The organism is Streptomyces sp. WAC 06738, assembly GCF_003945505.1.
Classification (GTDB): domain Bacteria; phylum Actinomycetota; class Actinomycetes; order Streptomycetales; family Streptomycetaceae; genus Streptomyces.
This window is the reverse complement of the sequence record NZ_CP029618.1, coordinates 5971943-5991688: the sequence shown is the minus strand read 5'-3', so window position 1 is coordinate 5991688 and position 19746 is coordinate 5971943. Positions and strand designations below refer to the sequence as shown.

16 protein-coding genes are annotated in these 19746 nt (G+C 73.1%); 10 read left to right on the top strand and 6 right to left on the bottom strand.

Annotation, left to right across the window (positions count from 1 at the left end; translation table 11 throughout):
* Positions 1-4: 4 nt before the first annotated feature.
* Positions 5-1369: an MFS transporter gene (locus DMB38_RS26480; protein ID WP_240662481.1), complete on the bottom strand. Its 1365-nt coding sequence runs from the start codon at positions 1367-1369 to the stop codon at positions 5-7.
* An 82-nt stretch (positions 1370-1451) separates the two neighbouring features.
* Between DMB38_RS26480 and DMB38_RS26475 the strand changes: the two genes are divergently transcribed.
* Positions 1452-2444, top strand: coding sequence for a DUF5937 family protein (locus DMB38_RS26475; protein ID WP_125937256.1), 993 nt, complete (start codon positions 1452-1454; stop codon positions 2442-2444).
* 121 nt (positions 2445-2565) lie between these two features.
* On the top strand, positions 2566-3573 hold the full coding sequence (locus tag DMB38_RS26470; RefSeq protein ID WP_125937255.1) for a glycoside hydrolase family 6 protein: 1008 nt from the start codon (positions 2566-2568) through the stop codon (positions 3571-3573).
* Positions 3574-3721: 148 nt separating this feature from the next.
* Here the strand turns inward: DMB38_RS26470 and DMB38_RS26465 are convergent, their stop codons facing one another.
* The 3 genes from DMB38_RS26465 to DMB38_RS26455 form a co-directional block, all read right to left on the bottom strand.
* Positions 3722-5653 carry a kelch motif-containing protein gene (locus DMB38_RS26465; protein WP_125937254.1) on the bottom strand — a complete coding sequence of 644 codons (1932 nt, stop codon included), beginning with the start codon at positions 5651-5653 and terminating at the stop codon, positions 3722-3724.
* 3 nt (positions 5654-5656) lie between these two features.
* Positions 5657-7645, bottom strand: a complete 1989-nt coding sequence (locus tag DMB38_RS26460) for a cellulose synthase catalytic subunit (RefSeq protein ID WP_125937253.1) — start codon at positions 7643-7645, stop codon at positions 5657-5659.
* A 132-nt stretch (positions 7646-7777) separates the two neighbouring features.
* Positions 7778-8122, bottom strand: coding sequence for a DUF3817 domain-containing protein (locus DMB38_RS26455; RefSeq protein ID WP_125937252.1), 345 nt, complete (start codon positions 8120-8122; stop codon positions 7778-7780).
* A 119-nt stretch (positions 8123-8241) separates the two neighbouring features.
* Here DMB38_RS26455 and DMB38_RS26450 point away from each other — a divergent pair, with 119 nt between their 5' ends.
* From DMB38_RS26450 to DMB38_RS26440, 3 genes are read left to right on the top strand one after another with little or no spacing between them, the layout of a single operon-like run.
* A complete protein-coding gene (locus DMB38_RS26450; protein WP_078898453.1) occupies positions 8242-8880 on the top strand; it encodes an AIM24 family protein in 639 nt (212 codons plus the stop codon).
* Positions 8881-9531 (top strand): AIM24 family protein, encoded by a 651-nt coding sequence (locus DMB38_RS26445; protein ID WP_125937251.1) that lies wholly within the window; start codon positions 8881-8883, stop codon positions 9529-9531.
* A 23-nt stretch (positions 9532-9554) separates the two neighbouring features.
* On the top strand, positions 9555-10244 hold the full coding sequence (locus DMB38_RS26440; RefSeq protein ID WP_125939291.1) for an AIM24 family protein: 690 nt from the start codon (positions 9555-9557) through the stop codon (positions 10242-10244).
* A gap of 66 nt (positions 10245-10310) precedes the next feature.
* Here the strand turns inward: DMB38_RS26440 and meaB are convergent, their stop codons facing one another.
* Positions 10311-11273, bottom strand: coding sequence for a methylmalonyl Co-A mutase-associated GTPase MeaB (gene meaB, locus DMB38_RS26435; RefSeq protein WP_125937250.1), 963 nt, complete (start codon positions 11271-11273; stop codon positions 10311-10313).
* 100 nt (positions 11274-11373) lie between these two features.
* On the bottom strand, positions 11374-12582 hold the full coding sequence (locus DMB38_RS26430; RefSeq protein ID WP_047018174.1) for an acetyl-CoA C-acetyltransferase: 1209 nt from the start codon (positions 12580-12582) through the stop codon (positions 11374-11376).
* A 132-nt stretch (positions 12583-12714) separates the two neighbouring features.
* Between DMB38_RS26430 and mce the strand changes: the two genes are divergently transcribed.
* From mce to DMB38_RS26405, 5 genes are all read left to right on the top strand, one after another.
* The gene (mce, locus tag DMB38_RS26425; protein ID WP_125937249.1) at positions 12715-13152 is read left to right on the top strand and encodes a methylmalonyl-CoA epimerase; all 438 of its coding nucleotides are present in this window, start codon (positions 12715-12717) and stop codon (positions 13150-13152) included.
* Between the two features lie 163 nt (positions 13153-13315).
* On the top strand, positions 13316-16690 hold the full coding sequence (gene scy / locus DMB38_RS26420) for a polarized growth protein Scy (RefSeq protein WP_125937248.1): 3375 nt from the start codon (positions 13316-13318) through the stop codon (positions 16688-16690).
* A 103-nt stretch (positions 16691-16793) separates the two neighbouring features.
* Complete coding sequence (locus tag DMB38_RS26415) at positions 16794-17729, top strand: cellulose-binding protein (protein WP_125937247.1); 936 nt, start codon at positions 16794-16796, stop codon at positions 17727-17729.
* Between the two features lie 145 nt (positions 17730-17874).
* The gene (locus DMB38_RS26410; protein ID WP_125937246.1) at positions 17875-18885 is read left to right on the top strand and encodes an ABC transporter ATP-binding protein; all 1011 of its coding nucleotides are present in this window, start codon (positions 17875-17877) and stop codon (positions 18883-18885) included.
* Positions 18886-18890: 5 nt separating this feature from the next.
* Positions 18891-19670, top strand: coding sequence for an ABC transporter permease subunit (locus DMB38_RS26405; RefSeq protein WP_125937245.1), 780 nt, complete (start codon positions 18891-18893; stop codon positions 19668-19670).
* Positions 19671-19746 lie beyond the last annotated feature (76 nt).

Below are 19746 nucleotides of genomic sequence, written 5' to 3'. Positions count from 1 at the left end.
CCGGTCACGTCGCGGTCAGCCCGGTCTCACCCTTCGGCCGGGTCCTGCGCACTTCCAGGCAGACCAGCAGCGAGCACACCGTGCCCGTCACGCCGACCGCGGCGACGGCCAGGTGCACGGGGGCGAACTCCGCGACCGCGCCCGCGCCCGCCATGCCCACCCCCTGCAACGTCATCAGCCCGGCGGTCTGCAGCGTCATCGCCCGGCCGCGCATCTCCTCGGGCACGGCCGCGACGAACCACTGGTCGAGGCCGAGGGAGTACGAGATGCCGAAGCCGGTGAGCACCAGCAGCGGCAGCGCCCAGCCGAAGGAGGGATGCGTCACGAAGCCGATCGCGGGGACCGTGCACAGCACCGCCACCGGGAAGACGATCCGTTCCCGGCCGCGCGGGCCGAGCAGCGAGCCCGCCAGGATCTCGCTGGTGACCGCGCCGATCGGCATGCCGGTCATGAGCAGGCCGAGCCCGAGGGCGCCGATGCCGAGGTCGTCCGCGTACGCGGCGGCCAGCGCCTCGGGGGCGACGACGAAGGTCGGCGGGATCCAGGTGAGCAGCAGCAGCGCGCGGATGCGGCGGTCGCGCAGGAAGGTGCCGGCGGCGGCGAGCGAGGCGCCGACGGTGCTCGCGCGGCCGGGCGTCCCCGCGGCGGTACGGGCCGGGCGGGCGCGGGTGCCGAAGCGCAGCACCAGCGCCGAGCCGAGCATCCCCAGCGCCGTCAGGGTGAGCGTCGCGCGCGGGGAGAACGCCGCCAGCAGCCCGCCGAGGGCGAAGCCGGCGAGCTGCGCCGCCTGCGCGGTGAGCCGGATGACGGAGCGGCCGAGGACGAACCGGTCGCCGGTGCCGAGGATGTCGGCCAGCGTGGCGATCCGGGTGCCGGTGAAGACCGGCGAGATGACGCCCGCGACGCAGCGCAGCGCCAGCAGCGCGGCGACGGGCATCCCGGGCAGCACCATCAGCGCGAAGCAGACGGCGGCCAGCAGGTCGCAGGTCACCAGCACCCGGCGGGCCGGGAGGCGGTCGGCGATCGAGGACAGCAGGGTCCCGCCGACGAGGTACGGCAGCAGGCCGACGCCCAGGGTGAGCGCGCTCAGCAGCGGGGATCCGGTGCGGTCGTAGACGAGGACGGTGAGCGCGATGGCGGCGACGACCTCGCCGAGGATCGACATGACGTGCGCGGCGAAGACGAAGCGGAACTCGCGGACGCGGAAGACGTCGGCGTAGCGGGCGCGAGTGCCTGCGGGGATGCCGGGGGGCGCGGCGGCGGGCGCGTCCGCGGGTGCGTCGGCGCGTACGCCGGTGCCGTCCCGGCCGGACGGCGGGGCCGCGGGCACGGGTGCGGCCGCGCCGTCCGGGGCTGTGGTGTCGCTCATCCCCGGAGCCTCGCCCGCTGCCGGTGGCGGGCCGTAGTCTTTCGGCACCAGCCGAATCAGCCAGCCGCGAGGGGGACCCGCCGTGCCGATGTACATGCGCTTCGGCCCGGAGGACCTGCTGCGCTGCCGCTTCGCGATCTCCCCGGTCTTCGAGACCCACGAGGCGATACGGACGCTGCGCCGCACCGAGCGCCACGGCTACCACCGGCCGTGGCTGCGCAGCCTCGGCGACGCCGCCGCCGGGCTCGACCTCGCCCCGCTGTGGATCTTCATGCCGAACCCCGGCCCCTCCTACACCCCGGACTTCCTCGGCGGCCCGCCGCGGGACACGTACACCTCGGTGGCCGACGGCCTCGCCCGGCTGCGCGCCACCGACCCGGCCCTCGCGCACGCCGAGATGACCATGTCGTTCGGCACCATCCCCGGCGCCGCCGAGTCCCCGCTCGGCCGCAAGCTGCTCGCCGATCCCGCCGCCGCGATCAGCCTGATGGCCGACCTCACCGAGCGCGCCTGGCACGTACTGGTCGAGCCGTTCTGGCCGCGGCTGCGCGACCTGCTGGAGGCGGACATCGACTACCGCGCCCGGCAGCTCGCCTCCGCCGGTCTCGGCGAGCTGTTCGCGCTGCTGCACCACCGGCTGTCGTACGCGGACGGCCTGCTCACCGTGAGCACCAAGAGCCGCGACCGCTACGAGCGCGACCTCGCCGGCGACGGCCTGCTGCTGATGCCCAGCGCCTTCGTCTGGCCGGACGTGGTGACCGGCTTCCAGCCGCCCTGGCAGCCCACCGTCATCTACCCCGCCCGCGGCGTCGGCAGCCTGTGGGCGGAGCCGGGCACCGGGGCGGGGCAGGCGCTGGCGAAGCTGCTCGGCGCCGGCCGGGCCGCGGTCCTCGCCGCGCTCGACGAGCCGGCCTCCACCTCCGCGCTGGCCCGCCGCCTCGGCCTGGCTCCCTCCTCGGTCTCCGCGCACCTGACCGTGCTGAAGGCGGCCGGCCTGCTGACGTCCCACCGCGAGCGCCACCGCGTGCTCTACGAGCGCACGCCGCTCGGCGGCGCGCTGGCCGCGGGCGGCTGACGCCCATCCGGACGCCTCCGGACCGCGGCACAGGCCGCGCGGGCGCGGCGTTCCGCAGGGAAAGATCCGCTCATGTCACGATCGACGCGTTCTCTTTCGTCGCCTCCCGCGGGAGAAGTGCATGTCGGCGCGGATCCGTACGCTCATCAGCCTCCTGCTCCTGGGGGTCCTGCTCGGCTGCGCGCCCGACGGCGGCGAGGGGGACGGGGACGCGGCGCGGGACGGTGAGCGGGCGCGGCCGGCCACGGCGGCGAAGACGCCGTTCTGGGTGGACCCCGGCTCCCCGGCGGCCCGCCAGGTGCAGGCGTACAAGCAGCAGGGCCGGGCGGAGGACGCCGCGCTGCTGGAGCGGATCGCGAGCCGGCCGGTCGCCGAGTGGCCCGCGGGGCACGACCCCGGCGGCGACGTGCGCAACGCGGTGAGCGGCGCGGAGGCGGACGGGCGCACCGCGGTGCTCGTGGCGTACAACATCCCGCACCGCGACTGCGGCCAGCACTCCGCGGGCGGCGCCGCGGACGCCGCCGCGTACGAGCGGTGGATCGGCTCCTTCGCCGACGGCATCGGCGACGCGAAGGCGCTGGTGATCCTCGAACCCGACGCCATCCCGCACGTCGTGGACGGCTGCACCCCGCCGGAGCTGCACGAGGAGCGCTACCGGCTGATCTCCGGCGCCATCGCCCGGCTCAAGCAGCACCCGGGCGTCAAGGTCTACCTCGACGCCGGGAACTCCTCCTGGATCGCCGACCCGGGCAAACTCGCCCATGCGCTGCGGCAGGCCGGCATCGGCGCGGCCGACGGCTTCGCGCTCAACGTCTCCAACTTCCAGCGCACCGGAGAGCAGCTCGCCTACGGGCGCCGGCTCTCCGACCACCTGGACGGCGCCCACTTCGTCGTCGACACCAGCCGCAACGGCAACGGCCCGCTCTCCGGCGCCCCGGACGAGGTGTGGTGCAACCCGCCGGGCCGGGCGCTCGGCGAGCCGCCGACGACGCGGACGGGCGACGAGCGGGCCGACGCGTTCTTGTGGGTCAAGCGCCCCGGGGAGTCGGACGGGCCGTGCCGCGGGGGCCCCGAGGCCGGCGCCTGGTGGCCGGACTACGCGCTGGGCCTGGCCCGCCGCGCGGGCTGAGCGGACCGGCGCGTACGGGCGGACCGGCGCGTCCGGCGGCAGGACGCTCCCCGTACGAGCGGCAGGCGCCCCCGGACGACGGGAAGCGCCTGCCCGCGGGGTGGTACGCCGGCGGGGCCGAGGGGCAGCGGCCCCGCCGACGGGCTTGTCAGGGCACGTGCACCCACTTCGCCTCGGACGGCACGCCCTTGCCGTCGGTGACGAAGAGCATGTACCAGCCGGGCGGTACCAGGCTCGGGTCCGCCGGCACCGTCACCGTCACCTTCCCGGCGCTCTTCTTCACGTCGAGCTGGATCGAGCGCTGCTCGACGTCCGTGACGTGGGTGACGGAGCCCGGCCGGATCAGCCGCGCCTTCGCCACCCGCCCGGCCCCCTCGACCTCGTACGTCGCCTGCTGCCCGCGGCCCGGCCGCTCGGGACCCGCGCCGATCGACAGCCGCTCGCCGTCCTCGGCCTTGTGCAGATACGGCGGCGTGAAGATCTCGATGCGCTTCTCGAAGGTGCCGGGCAGGGTGTTGGCCTTGTCGCCGAAGAGGGAGTCGGAGCCGAAGGTGGCCACCCGGCCGTCGGGCAGCAGCACGGCCTCGGAGTGGTAGTTCCGGCCGACCTTCGGATCGGCGGCGCGGGTGAAGGAGTTGGTGCCCGGGTCGTAGAACTGGGCCTTGTGGATGTCGCTGTCGCCGCGTCCGCGGTAGTCGGCGGAGCCGCCGCTGGTGAAGACGGTGTCGTCGGGCATGATCACGCTGTTGAGGTACCGGGTGCCCTGCGGCAGGTCGGGGCCGTCCGCGTACGCCGGCCGGTCCTCGGTCAGGTCGATGATCGAGGTGCGCGGCGTCGACTTCGCCGACTCCCCCACCCCGCCGCCGCCGAGCACCATGACCTTCTGGTCCTGCGCGGGCGGCAGCAGCAGCGAGCCCGCGGTCTCCAGTTGGTCGGGGTCGGTCATGCCGGGCACGGTGGTGAAGGAGTTGTCCTTCAGGTCCCAGATCCCGGGCTTGCGGCCGCGGTCGGCCGGGCCGTAGCCGGCGTTGGCGCCGGAGTAGAAGAGCTTGCCGCCCGCGGTGAGGAAGAGCGCGGGGTACGTGGGGAAGTACCGGTTCGGCGCCTTGGACCACTTCTTGGTCTCCGGGTCGTAGACCTCGTTGTCGCCGTAGAGGATCTCGCCCGACTCGTCGAGTCCCGAGACCGAGAGGACCTTGCCGTCGGGCAGCGTCACGAGGGTGGGGTACCAGCGGGCCTTGTCCATCGGGTCGACGCGCACGTAGCGCTCCCGGACCGGGTCGAACTCGAAGGTGTCCTTGATCCCCTGGAAGTCCTGCTTGTCCATGGTGAGCTTCTGCGCCAGGCCGTAGACGTTGTCGGCCTGCTTGCCCGTCAGGCCCTCGACGGCGTACTGCGCCTGCCGGTCCTGGACGTAGCCGCGGCCCTCCTCCTCGGCCTCGACGAAGACGTTGGCCTCCGCGGCGGTGACGACCGCCTTGCCGCGCTTGGCGGTCTTCTTCTGGGCGGCCGGGACGGTGACGGCGGCGGTGGTGCGGTAGACGAGCCCGGAGGGGGCGATGAAGCCGGTGCCCTTCTTCAGCCTGACGGGCTTGTCCGGGTTCTCGTTCTTCACCAGCATCCGGCCGCCGGCGCGCTCGACGTCGCCGTCGAGGAGTTCGTAGCGGGCGGTGCCGCCGGCGACGAGCAGCCGGCCGTCGGCGAGCTGGGTGTGGCCGGCGCAGAAGAGGTCGGCGGGGGTGCGTATCTCCTCGTAGCTGTTCTTCTCCGGGTCCCACAGGACTGTGCGGAAGGTGCCGGCGTCGAACTGCTTCTGGTCGTTGCCCGAGCCGGCGATGAGCAGCACCTTGCCGGTGTGCAGCAGCGTGGCGTGGATGGCGTTGAGGTGGTACGAGTCCGGGGTCTCCTGCACCTGCCAGGAGCCGTACTGCCGCTGATACCCCGGCCGGGATATTCGGTACTCGTGGTACTGCTCCTCGGCGAAGCCGATGGCGGCGGGGGCGTTGAGTGCCGCCAGCACCATGACGACGCCCGTGCCCATCGCCGCCTTCTTCAACCGTTTGCCGGGCCGGTACCCCATGGATCAGCTCCTCCCGCTCGTCGTCGCAGTGGTGGTCGCCGTCGTCGCGGTGGCCGCCGTCGCCGTCGTCGCGGTGGCCGCCGTCGCCGTCGTCACGGTGGCCGCCGTCGCCGTCGTCACGGTGGCCGTCGTCGCGGTGGTGGCGGCGGTGGGCGGTGCCGCGGTGCCGCCGGCGCCGGCGCCGGCGCCCGCGGCCGCGTCCTCGGCCGCCGCGGCCGGCTTCCACGGCCTCGTCCGCAGCCCTCTGGCCCGGCCGCGTACGGCAGCGGTGGCGGCCACCGCCGCCCGGCGCCTGACGTCCTCGCGCCGGTGCGCGCTCCGTACCTGCCACGAGGACCAGAGCCAGATCGCCGCCGGCGCGAGGGCGAGGCACACCCCGAGGACCGTCCAGGTGCGCATCGCGACGTGCGTGTGGCCCAGGACCACCGACGCCAGGAACGAGACCCCCAGGACCCCCGCCCAGAAGAAGTGGATGCGGAACGTCGCCGGCCGGTCGGGGCTCGCGTCGCCGCCCTTGGGCGTGACCACGAAGCGGCACGGCCGGCGCAGCACCGCCGCCTTGAAGGAGGTGAAGTAGATCGGCGCCGACATCGCCGACATCAGCATCCCGGCGAGGCCGCCGGAGCCCTCGGGCTCGTGCGGCGAGACGTTGTGCCGCCGGTTCCACAGGTAGAGGCCGATCTGCAGGGCCGCCGCGTCGCTGTAGAGCATCAGCCAGATCGAGGCCGGCACCTGGGTGCCGGAGGAGCCGAGCCAGAGGAAGAGGACGCAGCTCAGCGCGCCGAGGAGCCAGTTGACCGCGGTCATCGGGTAGTAGACGAGCATGAGCGAGTAGTTGAGGAGCCGCGGCAGGGGGAAACGCCCCCTGCCGCGCCCGTACTGGCCGATGAGCGTCTCGTACGTGCCGCGCGACCAGCGCAGTTGCTGGGTGAAGAAGTCGGTCCAGGAGGTGGGCCCCTCGCCGACGGCCAGCACGTCCGGGGTGTAGACCGAGGACCAGTGGCGGCCGGTGGCCGGGTTGCGGGTGCGGTGCAGCTCGAAGCCGGTGGCCATGTCCTCGGTGATCGAGTCGTAGAGGCCGCCGATCTGCCGGAGCGCGGTGATCCGCACGGCGTTGTTGGTGCCGACGAACATCGGCGAGCCGTAGGCGTTGCCGGCGCGCTGGATCAGGGCGTGGAAGAGGTACTGCTGGCTCTCCGCGAACTTGGTGACGGCGGTGTCGTAGTTCCCGTAGACCTGCGGGCCGACGACGAAGGCGACGTCGGGGTCGCGGAAGTAGCCGAGCATCCGCTCCAGGTAGTTCGGCAGCGGCACGTGGTCGGTGTCGACCGAGGCGAAGAAGTCGTAGCCGTCGCCGTAGGCGGCGAGCCAGGCGTTGTAGTTGCCGTGCTTGGTCTTCGCGCGGTGGGGGCCCTCCTCGGCGTTCCACTGCGGCACGCCCTTGCGGCTGAAGTGCCGTACGCCCAGCTCCGCGCAGAGGGCCCGGGCCTCGGGGTCGTCGCCCTCGTCCAGCAGCCAGACGTCCAGCGGCCCGTCGTGCCGCAGCGCGACCGCGGCGGTGAGCGTGGCGCGCACCATGGCGAGGGGTTCCTTGCCGGGCACGTACGTGGTGAGGAACGCGACCCGGGTGCCGGGCTCCGCGGTGACCGGGACCGGGTCCCGGGCGACCATCGTGGCGTGCGCGATCGAGACGACGTTCACCAGCCGGAACGACTCGATCAGCCCGATCGATATGAGCATCACCGCGTCCGCGGTGAGCAGCCAGGGCGGGGCGCCGGTGCGCTCGGTCCAGTGCGAGGGCCAGACGAGGTAGAGCAGCAGGGCGCAGGAGAGCACCGGCGCGAGCGCCATGAGCAGGACCGCCCGGACGCGGTGGGGCTCGCGGGAGAGCAGGCGCGTGTAGCGCACCCGGTAGGGCCGGGACGGATCGGGATCCGTCAGCGGCCCCGCGAGGCGGCTGAACTTCTCGTAGTCATAGCCTTCCGGCCGCACGGTCCCTCCGCAGATACGACAACGCCGACATATCCCACCAAAAGCGGAAATTGACTGCGTGTCGAACCGGAGAGGGCCGTGCGGGGGTTTCCGTCCCGCGAAGGGGCCGGAAGGGGAGCCGGCGGGCGGCGGTCAGGTGCCGACGACGCCCTCGCGGCGGGCGCGGTCGGCGATGATCCCGGCCTCCAGCTCGCGGCGCAGCATGCGCTCGGCGACGAAGCCGCCGCCGGGCAGCACGGCGAGGACGAAGTACAGCGCCCCGCGCTTCAGCGGCCAGCGGGTGCGGTTCCAGGCGTCGGCGAGGAAGAGCACGTACCCGATGAAGAGCAGTCCGTGGATCATGCCCATGACCGGGACCGCGTCGAAGTCCGTGGTCCGCTTCAGCACGGAGCAGACGAGCAGCAGGAGGAAGGAGACCGCCTCGGGGGCCGAGATCAGCCGGAGCCGGCGGAGTGCGGATGCGGTGTCGATGTCCACGGGAGAGCCTTAGGATCGTCCGGAATCCGGGGGATCTCCCCGGGCAAACTGGACCCCATTGTGTCAGCCGCTCATACCCGGCCTTCCGGGAGGGGTGGCCGAGCCGCTAGCGTCGCCCCGTGGCTCAGTTTCGACTGCAAGGCAGCAAGGTGCTGGCCGTGGACATGGCCGGCGACGCGGTGAAGGCGAAGAACGGCTCGATGGTCGCCTACGACGGCCAGATGGCGTTCAAGAAGCTCACGGGGGGCGGCGAGGGGATACGGGGGATGGTGACGCGCCGGCTGACCGGCGAGTCCATGGAGCTGATGGAGGTGAAGGGGCAGGGCACCTGCTACTTCGCCGACCGGGCCAGCGTGATCAATCTGGTCGGCCTCCAGGCCGACAAGCTGTACGTGGAATCGAGCAACCTGCTGGCGACCGACGGCGGGCTGAAGACGGGGACGAGCTTCACCGGGATGCGCGGCGCGAGCACCGGCACCGGGCTCTTCACCACCACGGTGGAGGGCACGGGACAGGCGGCGATCATGTCGGACGGGCCCGCGGTGGTGCTGCGGGTCACCCCGGGCACGCCGCTGGTCGTCGACCCGGGCGCGTACGTCGCGCACACCGGGCACGTGCAGCAGCACTTCCAGTCCGGCGCCACGTTCCGCACCCTCATAGGCGAGGGGGGCGGCGAGGGGTTCCAGATCCGCTTCGAGGGGGACGGGCTGGTCTACGTACAGCCCAGCGAGCGCAACACGGTGGGGGGTGCGGTCTAGATGCCGTTCCGGATGCTCAATTCGAAGATCGCCGAGGCGCAGGTGCTGCCCGGCCAGACGATGTTCAGCCAGCGGGGGGCGATGCTCGCGTACACCGGGCAGGTGAGCTTCACGCCCAACATCCAGGGCGGCCAGGGCGGGCTGACGTCGATGATCGGCCGCCGGGTGGCGAACGAGGCGACGCCGCTGATGACCGTCGAGGGCTCGGGCACGGTGATGTTCGGGCACGGCGGCCACGAGGTGCACGTGATCGAGATGGCCGGCGACACCCTCTACGTGGAGGCCGACCGGCTGCTGGCCTTCGACGGCTCGCTCCAGCAGGGCACGATGTTCATGGGCTCGCAGGGCGGCGTCATGGGCATGGTCCGCGGCCAGGTCACCGGCCAGGGCCTCTTCACCACCACCCTCGCCGGCCACGGCGCGGTGGCGGTGATGGCCCACGGCGGCGTCCTGGAACTGCCGATCACCCCGCAGCGCCCGGTGCACGTCGACCCGCAGGCGTACGTCGCCCACCGCGGCCAGGTGCAGAACAAACTCTCCACCGCCCTCGGCTGGCGCGACATGGTGGGCCGCGGCTCGGGCGAGGCGTTCCAACTGGAACTGTCGGGCAACGGCACGGTCTACGTGCAGGCATCGGAGGAGAAACTGTGACCGCCGGACCCGTCGTCCACGACATGAACACGTTGCCGCGCAACGACAACGTCCACCCGTACGCCTTCAGCGTCGCGCTCAACGGGCAGTGGTTCCTGCAGAAGGGGAAGATGATCGCCTACTACGGGCAGATCTCCTTCGAGGGCGTCGGCCACGGGGCGTTCGACGGGCTGGTCGCCGGGAGCTTCCATTCGCCGCTGCACGCCGCGGACTGGGTGGTGGCGCGGGGCAACGGCGTGATGGTGCTCGCGGACCGGGCGTTCGACGTCAACTCCTTCGACCTGGACGACGGCAACCTCACCATCCGCTCCGGGAACCTGCTCGCCTTCGAGCCGGGTCTGGAGCTGAAGCAGTCCATCGTGCCGGGCTTCCTGACGCTCATCGGCACGGGCAAGTTCGTCGCCGTCTCCAACGGCGCCGTCGTCTTCGTCGAGCCGCCGATCCGGGTGGACCCGCAGGCGCTGGTGGGGTGGGCCGACTGCCCGTCGCCGTGCCACCACTACGACCACGGGTACATGCAGGGCCTCCTCGGCGGGATCCGGGCGATGACCGGCATCGGCGGTGCGTCCGGTGAGGAGCACCAGTTCCAGTTCACGGGCGCCGGGCAGGTGCTGCTGCAGTCGACGGAGACGATGCAGGCCGGGCTGGCGACGGGGGCCGTGCCGCATCAGCAGGGCGTGCCGGGCGGCACGCCCGCGGCGTACGGCAGGTAGCGGAGGCGGCTGAGCGCGTACGGGCCGGAGGCCCGGTCCGTACGCGCCGCGGAGGGCCCCGCGCCGTCAGCCGCCGGTGAGGCCCTCCAGCAGTTCGTCGGCGGCGGCGTACGGGTCCAGCTCGCCCGCGGTGATCCGCTCGGCGAGCGCCGACAGCCGCCGGTCGCCGTGCAGGTCGGCGATCCGCTCGCGCAGCGCCGTGACCGCGATCGTCTCGACCTCCCCCGCCGCCCGCCGCAGCCGGCGCGCGGCGAGCACGCCGTGCTCCTCCATCCAGGCCCGGTGCTTCTCCAGCGCCTCGACGACCTCGTCGGTGCCCTCGTCGCGGGCGGCGACGGCCTTGACGATGGGCGGGCGCCAGTCGCCGGGGGCGCGGGCCTCGCCGAGGCCGAGCATGTGGTTCAGCTCGCGGGCGGTGGCGTCGGCGCCGTCGCGGTCGGCCTTGTTCACCACGTACACGTCGCCGATCTCCAGGATCCCGGCCTTGGCCGCCTGGATGCCGTCGCCCATGCCGGGCGCCAGCAGCACCACGCAGGTGTCGGCCTGCCCGGCGATGTCCACCTCCGACTGCCCGACGCCGACGGTCTCCACCAGCACCACGTCGCAGCCGGCGGCGTCCAGCACGCGGATCGCCTGCGGCGCGGACCAGGCGAGCCCGCCGAGGTGGCCGCGGGTGGCCATGGAGCGGATGTAGACGCCCGGGTCGGAGGCGTGCACACCCATCCGCACCCGGTCGCCGAGGAGCGCCCCGCCGGAGAACGGCGAGGAGGGGTCGACGGCCAGCACGCCGACCCGCTTGCCGCGCCTGCGGTACGCGGTGACCAGGGCGGAGGTGGACGTGGACTTGCCGACGCCGGGCGCTCCGGTGAGCCCGACGACGTAGGCGCGGCCGGCCAGCGGGGCGAGGGCGGCCATCACCTCCCGCAGGTGCGGCGACGCGCCCTCGACCAGGGTGATGAGCCGGGCGACGGCCCGCGGGCCGCCCTCGCGGGCGGCGGCCACGAGCGCGGCTACGTCTGCGGCTGGCATGTGTGATCGCTCCTTGCGTCCGTACGGGGCCTGCTCCCCGGCCCCTCCCCTGCCCCGGTCACCGTACGGACCGGGGCCGCCGCGCCCGTGGCGCCGGGCCTCAGGCCCGCGGGACCCGCACCACCAGCGCGTCGCCCTGGCCGCCGCCGCCGCAGAGGGCGGCCGCGCCGGTGCCGCCGCCGCGGCGCTTCAGTTCGAGGGCGAGGTGGAGGACGAGCCGGGCGCCGGACATCCCGATCGGGTGACCCAGCGCGATGGCGCCGCCGTTGACGTTCACCTTTTCGGGGGTGACGCCGAGGTCCTTCATGGACTGCACGGCGACGGCGGCGAAGGCTTCGTTGATCTCGATGAGGTCGAGGTCGCCGACGTCGATGCCCTCCTTCTTCAGCGCGTGCAGGATGGCGTTCGAGGGCTGGGACTGCAGGGAGTTGTCCGGGCCCGCCACGTTCCCGTGGGCGCCGATCTCGGCCAGCCAGGTCAGCCCCAGCTCCTCGGCCTTGGCGCGGCTCATGACGACCACGGCGGCGGCGCCGTCGGAGATCTGCGAGGCGGTGCCCGCGGTGATCGTGCCGTCGGGCGCGAAGGCGGGGCGGAGCTTGGCCAGGCCCTCGGCGGTGGTGTCCGGGCGGATGCCCTCGTCGGTGTCGACGACGACGGCCGCGCCCCGGCGCGCGGGCAGCTCGACCGGCGTGATCTCCTCGGCGAAGATCCCGCGCTCCCGCGCGGCGGCGGCCCGCTGGTGGGAGGCGGCGGCGAAGGCGTCCTGCGGCTCGCGGGCGATGCCGAGGCGGGCGTTGTGCTTCTCGGTGGACTCGCCCATGGCGATGCCCTCGAAGGAGTCGGTGAGCCCGTCGTGCGCCATGGAGTCGAGCATCTGCAGGGCGCCGTACTTCACGCCCTCGCGGGACTTCGGCAGCACGTGCGGGGCGTTGGTCATGGACTCCTGGCCGCCGGCGACGACGATGTCGAACTCGCCGGCGCGGATGAGCTGGTCGGCCAGGGCGATGGCGTCGAGCCCGGAGAGGCAGACCTTGTTCACGGTCAGCGCGGGCACGGTCATCGGGATGCCCGCCTTCACCGCGGCCTGCCGCGCCGGGATCTGCCCGGCCCCGGCCTGGAGCACCTGCCCCATGATCACGTATTCCACCTGGTCGGCCGCGACGCCCGCACGCGCCAGGGCCGCCTCGATGGCGAAGCCGCCGAGATCCGCGCCGGAGAAGGCCCGCAGGGAGCCGAGGAGGCGCCCCATGGGGGTACGGGCGCCCGCGACGATCACGGACGTGGTGCCTGAAGTGCCGCTGCCGGTCATGCGCGTCCCCTTCGGGGAGGAGTGAATGAGGGTTAACTTCAGCGTACTGAGCGGTTCGCGCCCGGGTCACGGTTCGTTCGGTGTGACCGTGCGCACGTTGCGTAACCTTCCCCGCGGCGGTGGACTGTGCGCATGCTGACGCGCATCGACCACATCGGAATCGCCTGTCATGACCTTGACGCAACCGTCGAGTTCTACCGCGCCACCTACGGCTTCGAGGTGTTCCACACCGAGGTCAACGAGGAGCAGGGGGTCCGCGAGGCCATGTTGAAGATCAACGAGACGTCCGACGGCGGCGCCTCGTACCTGCAACTGCTCGAACCCATCCGCGAGGACTCCGCGGTCGGCAAGTGGCTGGCGAAGAACGGCGAGGGCGTCCACCACATCGCCTTCGGCACCGCGGACGTCGACGCCGACGCCGACGCCATCCGTGACAAGGGCGTTCGCGTCCTCTACGACGAGCCGCGGCGCGGCTCGATGGGCTCGCGGATCACCTTCCTGCACCCCAAGGACTGCCACGGCGTGCTGACGGAATTGGTCACTTCGGCATCGGCCCCCGGCGCACACTGACCTTTGATTCCCGTGGCCGGTAGAGTGCAGGGGGCCGCCCGCGTCCTGGGCGGCCCGATCATCTGACACCATCGATACCAGCACACGAAAAGCACACGACGCAGCACACGTCATCGCCATTGCCAGCAGGCAGAAACGACCCGGGGACGGATGGGACCGCGCAGTGCGGGGCTACGACCGCTACGAGCCTGACGCCGTCATGGACGGGCTCTCGCAGTTCGAGGCCGAGATCGAGCGGCTGAAGAAGGAGCGGGAGAAGGCCGTCCAGCACGCCGAGGACCTCGGCTACCAGGTCGAGGTCTTGCGCGCCAAGCTGCACGAGGCGCGCCGCGGGCTCGGCGCCCGCACCTCCTTCGACAGCGCCTCGCACCAGGCCGAGCAGTTGCTGCGCAACGCCCAGGCCCAGGCGGACCAGTTGCGCGCCGACGTCGAGCGCGAGCTGCGCGAGGCGCGCGCCCAGGCGCAGCGGCTGCTCCAGGAGCACGCCGAGCGCCAGGCGCGGATGGAGGCGGACCTGCACGCCGAGGCGATCGCCCGGCGGCAGCGGCTGGACGAGGAGCTGGCGGAGCGCCGCACCACCGTCGAGACCCACGTCAACGAGAACGTGGCGTGGGCCGAGCAGTTGCGCTCCCGTACGGAGGCGCAGGCCCGCCGGCTCATGGACGAGACCAGGACCGAGGCGGACCGGCTCATCGCCGCCGCCCGGGCCGAGGCGCAGCGCCAGGCGGAGCAGACCCGCCAGCGGGTCGGCAGCGAGGCGGAGGCCGCCCGCGCGGAGGCCGACGACCTGCTGCGGCGCGCCCGCGCCGACGCCGAGCGGCTGCTGAACGCCGCGTCCACCCAGGCCCAGGAGGCCACCACCCACGCCGAGCAGTTGCGCAGTTCCTCGGCCGGGGAGGCGGAGGAGGCCCGCCGGGAGGCGACCGAGGCGCAGCGCCGGGCCGAGGAGAAGCTGGCGGAGGCCGAGACCGCGCTGCGCGCCGCGCGCACCGAGGCGGACCGGCTGGTGGCGCAGGCCCAGGAGGCGGCGACCAAGAAAATCGCCGAGACCGAGGCGGGCGCGGACCAGCGGATGCGCACCACGCGCAACGAGATCGCGCGGCTGGTCGGCGAGGCCACCAAGGAGGCCGAGGCGATCAAGGCGGAGGCCGAGCAGGTGCGGGCCGATGCCCGTACCCAGGCCGAGGCCCTGATCGCGGAGGCCGAGGAGACGGCCCGTACGCGCTCCGCGGAGGACAGCGCGAACGCCATCGCCAAGGCCGCCAAGACCGCCGAGGACGTGCTCAACAAGGCGTCCAAGCAGGCCGAGGACACCACCGCGGCCGCCGGCGAGGAGGCCGACAGGATCCGCCGGGAGGCGGAGGCCGAGGCCGAGCGGCTGCGGGACGAGGCCGCGGCGGCGGCCGAGCAGCTCAAGGGCGCGGCCAAGGACGACACCGAGGAGTTCCGGGCCAAGACGGTCGAGCTGCAGGGCGAGGCGCGGCGGCTGCGCGACGAGGCCGAGCAGTTGCGCGCGGAGGCCACCGCCGAGGGCGAGCGGATCCGCGGCGAGGCCCGCAGGGACGCGGTCGCGCAGATCGAGGAGGCGGCGAAGTCCGCCGAGGAGCTGCTGGCGAAGGCCGGCACGGACGCCGAGGAGCTGCGCGAGGCCGCCACGGCCGAGGGCGAGCGGGTACGCGGCGAGGCCGCGGAGCGGGCCGCGACGCTGCGCGAGCGGGCCGAGGAGGCGCTGGCCAAGGCCCGTACCGAGGCCGACGAGCTGCGCGCCGAGGGCGAGGCGCAGGCCGCGAAGATCACCGAGGCGGCCGCGGAGGCCGCACGGAAGACCCGTACCGAGGCCGACGAGGCCGTCGCCGCCCGCCGGGCCGAGGTGCAGACGGAGCTGGACCGGCTCCAGCAGGAGGCTGCCGCCCGGGTCACGGCCGCCGACGAGGCGCTGGCCGCGGCCCGCGGCGAGGCGGAGCGGATCCGCCGGGAGGCCGCGGAGGAGACCGAGCGGCTGCGCGCGGAGGCCGCGGAGCGGCTCCGTACGCTCCAGCAGCAGGCGCAGGCCGAGGCGACCCGGATGCGCGAGGAGGCCGCCGCGGAGACGGCCGCGACCCGCGCCGAGGCCGAGGCCGCCGCCCAGCGGCTGCACGAGGACGCCACCGGCGAGTCCGAGCGGCTGCGCCGCGAGGCCCAGGAGGCGGCGGACCGGATCCGCTCGGAGGCGTCCGCCGCCGCCGAGCGGCTGGCGGCGGAGGCGCAGGAGGCGCTGACGGCGGCGCAGGAGGAGGCCGCGCGCCGGCGACGCGAGGCGGAGGAGATGCTCACCGCCGCCCGGGGCGAGGCGGAGCGCGAGCGTACGCAGGCGACCCGGCAGGCCGAGGAGCTGCTGGCCTCGGCGCGCAAGCGGGTCGAGGAGGCGCAGGCCGAAGCCGCCCGGGTGACCGAGGAGTCGGAGCGCCGGGCGCGCGAGCTGGTGACCGCGGCCGAGCAGACCGCCCAGCAGGTGCGGGACTCGGTGAGCGAGTTGCGGGCGCAGGCCGACGAGGAGATCGCGGGCCTGCGGTCGGCCGCGGAGCACGCCGCTGCCACGCTGCGCCGGGAGACCAAGGAAGAGACCGACGCCGCCAAGGAGTTGGCGGAATCGACCGTCAACGACGCGCTAGCAGAAGCCGAACGCCTGCGTACCGAGGCGGAAAGGGTCCGGGACGAGTCCCGCAGCGACGCCGCGAAGCGCCGTACGGAGGCCGCGGAACAGGCCGACAAGCTGGTCGAGAAGGCGCACGAGGAGGCCACCAGGGCCACCGCGGCGGCCGAGGAGCAGGCCGACGTGATGGTCGCCGCCGCCCGCAAGGAGTCCGACCGGCTGGTGCGCGACGCCACCTCGGAGGCGAGCGGTCTGGTGGAGAAGGCCCGCGCCGACGCCGACCGGATGCTGGAGGAGGCCCGCCGGGACTCCCACGCGATCCGCGAGCGGGCCGAGGAGTTGCGTACCCGCACGGAGGCCGAGACCGACGCGCTGCACGACCGCGCCAGGCGCGAGGCCGCCGAGGCCACCAAGGCCGCGGGCGAGCGCGTCGACAAGCTCGTCGCCGCAGCTCACGAGCAGCTCAACGCGGCCGAGGCGCGCGCCCAGCAGATGCTCGCCGACGCCAAGGGCGAGGCCGGCAAGGTCCGTATCGCCGCCGTGAAGAAGGCGGAGGGACTGCTCAACGAGGCCGAGCAGAAGCAGGCGGAGGCGTTCGACGCGGCCGAGCGGACGAAGGCCGAGGCGCGCGCCGAGGCCAAGCGGATGGTCGACGAGGGCCGCCGCGAGCTGGAGTTGATCACCCGCAGACGCGAGGACATCAACGCGGAGATCTCCCGCGTGCAGGACGTCCTCGAAGCCCTGGAGTCCTTCGAGAGCCCCGGCACCGCGGGGGCGAACGGCAAGGACGCCAGAGAGGGCAAGAACAGCCAGGTCAGCAAGGGGAAGGACGGCGGCGGGAAGGCCCCCGCCGCCGCCGCGGCCCGGTCGGGGGGCAAACAGTCCGGTGGCAGACCACTCGATTGAGCGGACATTCTCCAGATCAAACCTGGATTGACGCTGTGACACGCCGTCAGCACCCCTAGGATTCCCCTTATCACCTCACTCGGTCTCTTTCGACAGGAACCCCATGAGCGACACTGCCAACCCCTTCGGTTTCGAGTTCGCAAGGCGCGGATACGACCGCGAGCAGGTGGACGAACGGATCACCAAGCTCGTAGCCGACCGCGACAGTGCCCTCTCGCGCATCACCTCTCTTGAGAAGCGGATCGAGGAGCTTCACCTCGAGACGCAGAACGCACAGGCGCAGATCGCCGACTCCGAGCCGTCGTACGCCGGCCTCGGTGCCCGGGTGGAGAAGATCCTGCGGCTCGCCGAGGAAGAGGCCAAGGACCTGCGCGAGGAGGCCCGCCGCGCCGCCGACCAGCACCGCGAGCTCGCCGAGTCGGCCGCGCAGCAGGTGCGCAACGACGCCGAGGCGTTCGCCGCCGAGCGCAAGGCGAAGGCCGAGGAAGAGGGCGCCCGGATCGTCGAGAAGGCGAAGGGCGAGGCCAGCGGGCTGCGTGCCGAGGCGCAGAAGGACGCGCAGTCGAAGCGCGAGGAGGCGGACACCCTCTTCGAGGAGACCCGCGCCAAGGCCGCCCAGGCCGCCGCGGACTTCGAGACGAACCTCGCCAAGCGCCGGGAGCAGTCCGAGCGCGACCTCGCCTCCCGTCAGGCCAAGGCCGAGAAGCGGCTCGCGGAGATCGAGCACCGCGCCGAGCAGCTCCGCCTGGAGGCCGAGAAGCTGCGTACCGACGCCGAGCGCCGTGCCCGGCAGACGGTCGAGACCGCGCAGCGCCAGTCCGAGGACATCGTGGCGGACGCGAACGCCAAGGCCGAGCGGATCCGCAGCGAGTCGGAGCGCGAGCTGGCGGCGCTCACCAACCGCCGCGACAGCATCAACGCCCAGCTCACCAACGTCCGCGAGATGCTGGCGACGCTGACCGGCGCCCAGGTCGCCGCCCAGACCGGGGTGGACGACGTGGAGGACAAGCCGGGCGTGCCCGCCCAGCAGTCCCGCTGAGTCCGGTGCGGCCGGGCGGATCGCCCCGCCCGGCCGCACGGCACGTCTCCGGCGCCCTCCGCCCCACTGACGGAGGGCGCCAATCCGGTTGTGTCGATTGCTCCCAGGAGATGCATTCGACGACCTCGCCGCCTAGGGTTAGCGCATGATCGAACTGGAGGGGCTGACCAAGCGGTACGGCGACAAGCTCGCCGTCGACCACCTGACCTTCCAGGTGCGGCCGGGCATGATCACCGGATTCCTCGGCCCGAACGGCGCCGGCAAGTCGACGACGATGCGCATGATGCTCGACCTCGACAACCCCACGTCCGGTTCCGTGCGCATCGACGGCAAGCACTACCGCGAGCTCCAGGAGCCGCTGAAGTACATCGGCGCCCTGCTGGACGCGAAGAACATGCACGGCGGCCGCAGCGCGTACAACAACCTGCTCTGCCTGGCCCAGAGCAACCGCATCCCGGCCTCCCGGGTGAGCGAGGTGCTGGAGACCGTCGGCCTCACGGCGGTGGCGAAGAAGAAGTCCAAGGGCTTCTCGCTCGGCATGGGCCAGCGCCTCGGCATCGCGTACGCGCTGCTGGGCGACCCCGAGATCCTGATGTTCGACGAGCCGGTCAACGGGCTCGACCCCGAGGGCATCCACTGGATCCGCAACCTGATGAAGAGCCTGGCCGCCCAGGGCCGCACGGTCTTCGTCTCCAGCCACCTGATGAGCGAGATGGCGCTCACCGCCGACCACCTCATCGTCATCGGCCAGGGCAAGCTGCTCGCCGACACCTCGATGGCCGGCTTCATCCGGGAGAACTCGCGGTCGTACGTGCGCGTGCGCACCCCGCAGCCCGAGCAGTTCAAGGACGCCGCGAGCGCGGCGGGGATGACCGTGAGCCTCCGCGAGGACGGCGCCTTCGAGGTCGAGGGCGCCGACATGGCCGAGCCGGTCGGCGAGCTGGCCGCGCAGCACCGGGTGACGCTGCACGAGCTCAGCCCGCAACAGGCCTCCCTGGAGGAGGCGTTCATGCAGATGACCGCCCAGGCGGTCGAGTACCACGCGCACGATCTGAGCGACCCGAACGCCGCCGCGGCGGCCGGGGCCGCGCCCCCGGGGCCGCCCGCGCCGAACGCGCCGCCCGCACCGGGTCCGCAGTGGGGCAAGGGAGACTGACGGCCATGGCAGCACCCTCGGCAGTGCTCAAGTCGGAGTGGACCAAGATCCGCACGGTCAGCTCCACGATGTGGACGCTGGCCGCCGCGCTGGTCCTCACCGCCGCGGTGGGCGCGCTCCTCTCCGGCGTCATGAACGCCACCTTCGACGACCTCTCGGAGGCCGAGCGGCTCACCTTCGACCCGACCCTGGTGAGCTTCTTCGGCATGATGCTCGGCCAGCTCGCGATGGTCGTCTTCGGCGTGCTCGTGATCAGCACCGAGTACAGCTCCGGCATGATCAAGACCTCGCTGGCCGCGGTACCGCAGCGCGCCACGTTCTACGTCTCGAAGATCGCCGTCGCCACCCTGCTCGCCCTCATCGTCGGGCTGCTCACCAGCTTCCTCACGTTCTTCCTCGGCCAGTCCCTGCTCGGCGACCACGCGGCGTCGATCGGCGACGAGCACGTGCTGCGGGCCGTCATCGGCGCCGGCCTGTACATGGGCGTGATCGCGATGTTCTCCATGGGCGTCGCCGCGATGCTGCGCAGCACGGTGCTCTCGCTCGGCCTGCTGATGGCCTTCTTCTTCCTGATCTCCTCGATCCTGGCGGGCGTCCCGGCCACCAGGGACGTCGCGCGGTACCTGCCGGACCAGGCGGGATCGCGGGTCATGCAGGTGGTGCCCGGCGCGCTGAACAGCGACGAGACGCCGTACGGGCCGTGGGGCGGCTTCGGCATCATGTGCGCGTGGACGGCGGCGGCGCTCATCGGCGGGTACCTCGTGCTGAAGAAGCGCGACGCCTGACCCCCGGCCGTCGCCCCCCTGCCCCCCTCGCCGTCCCCCGGTGCCTCTTCCGGCAGCCCGGCGGCCTGCCCGCCGG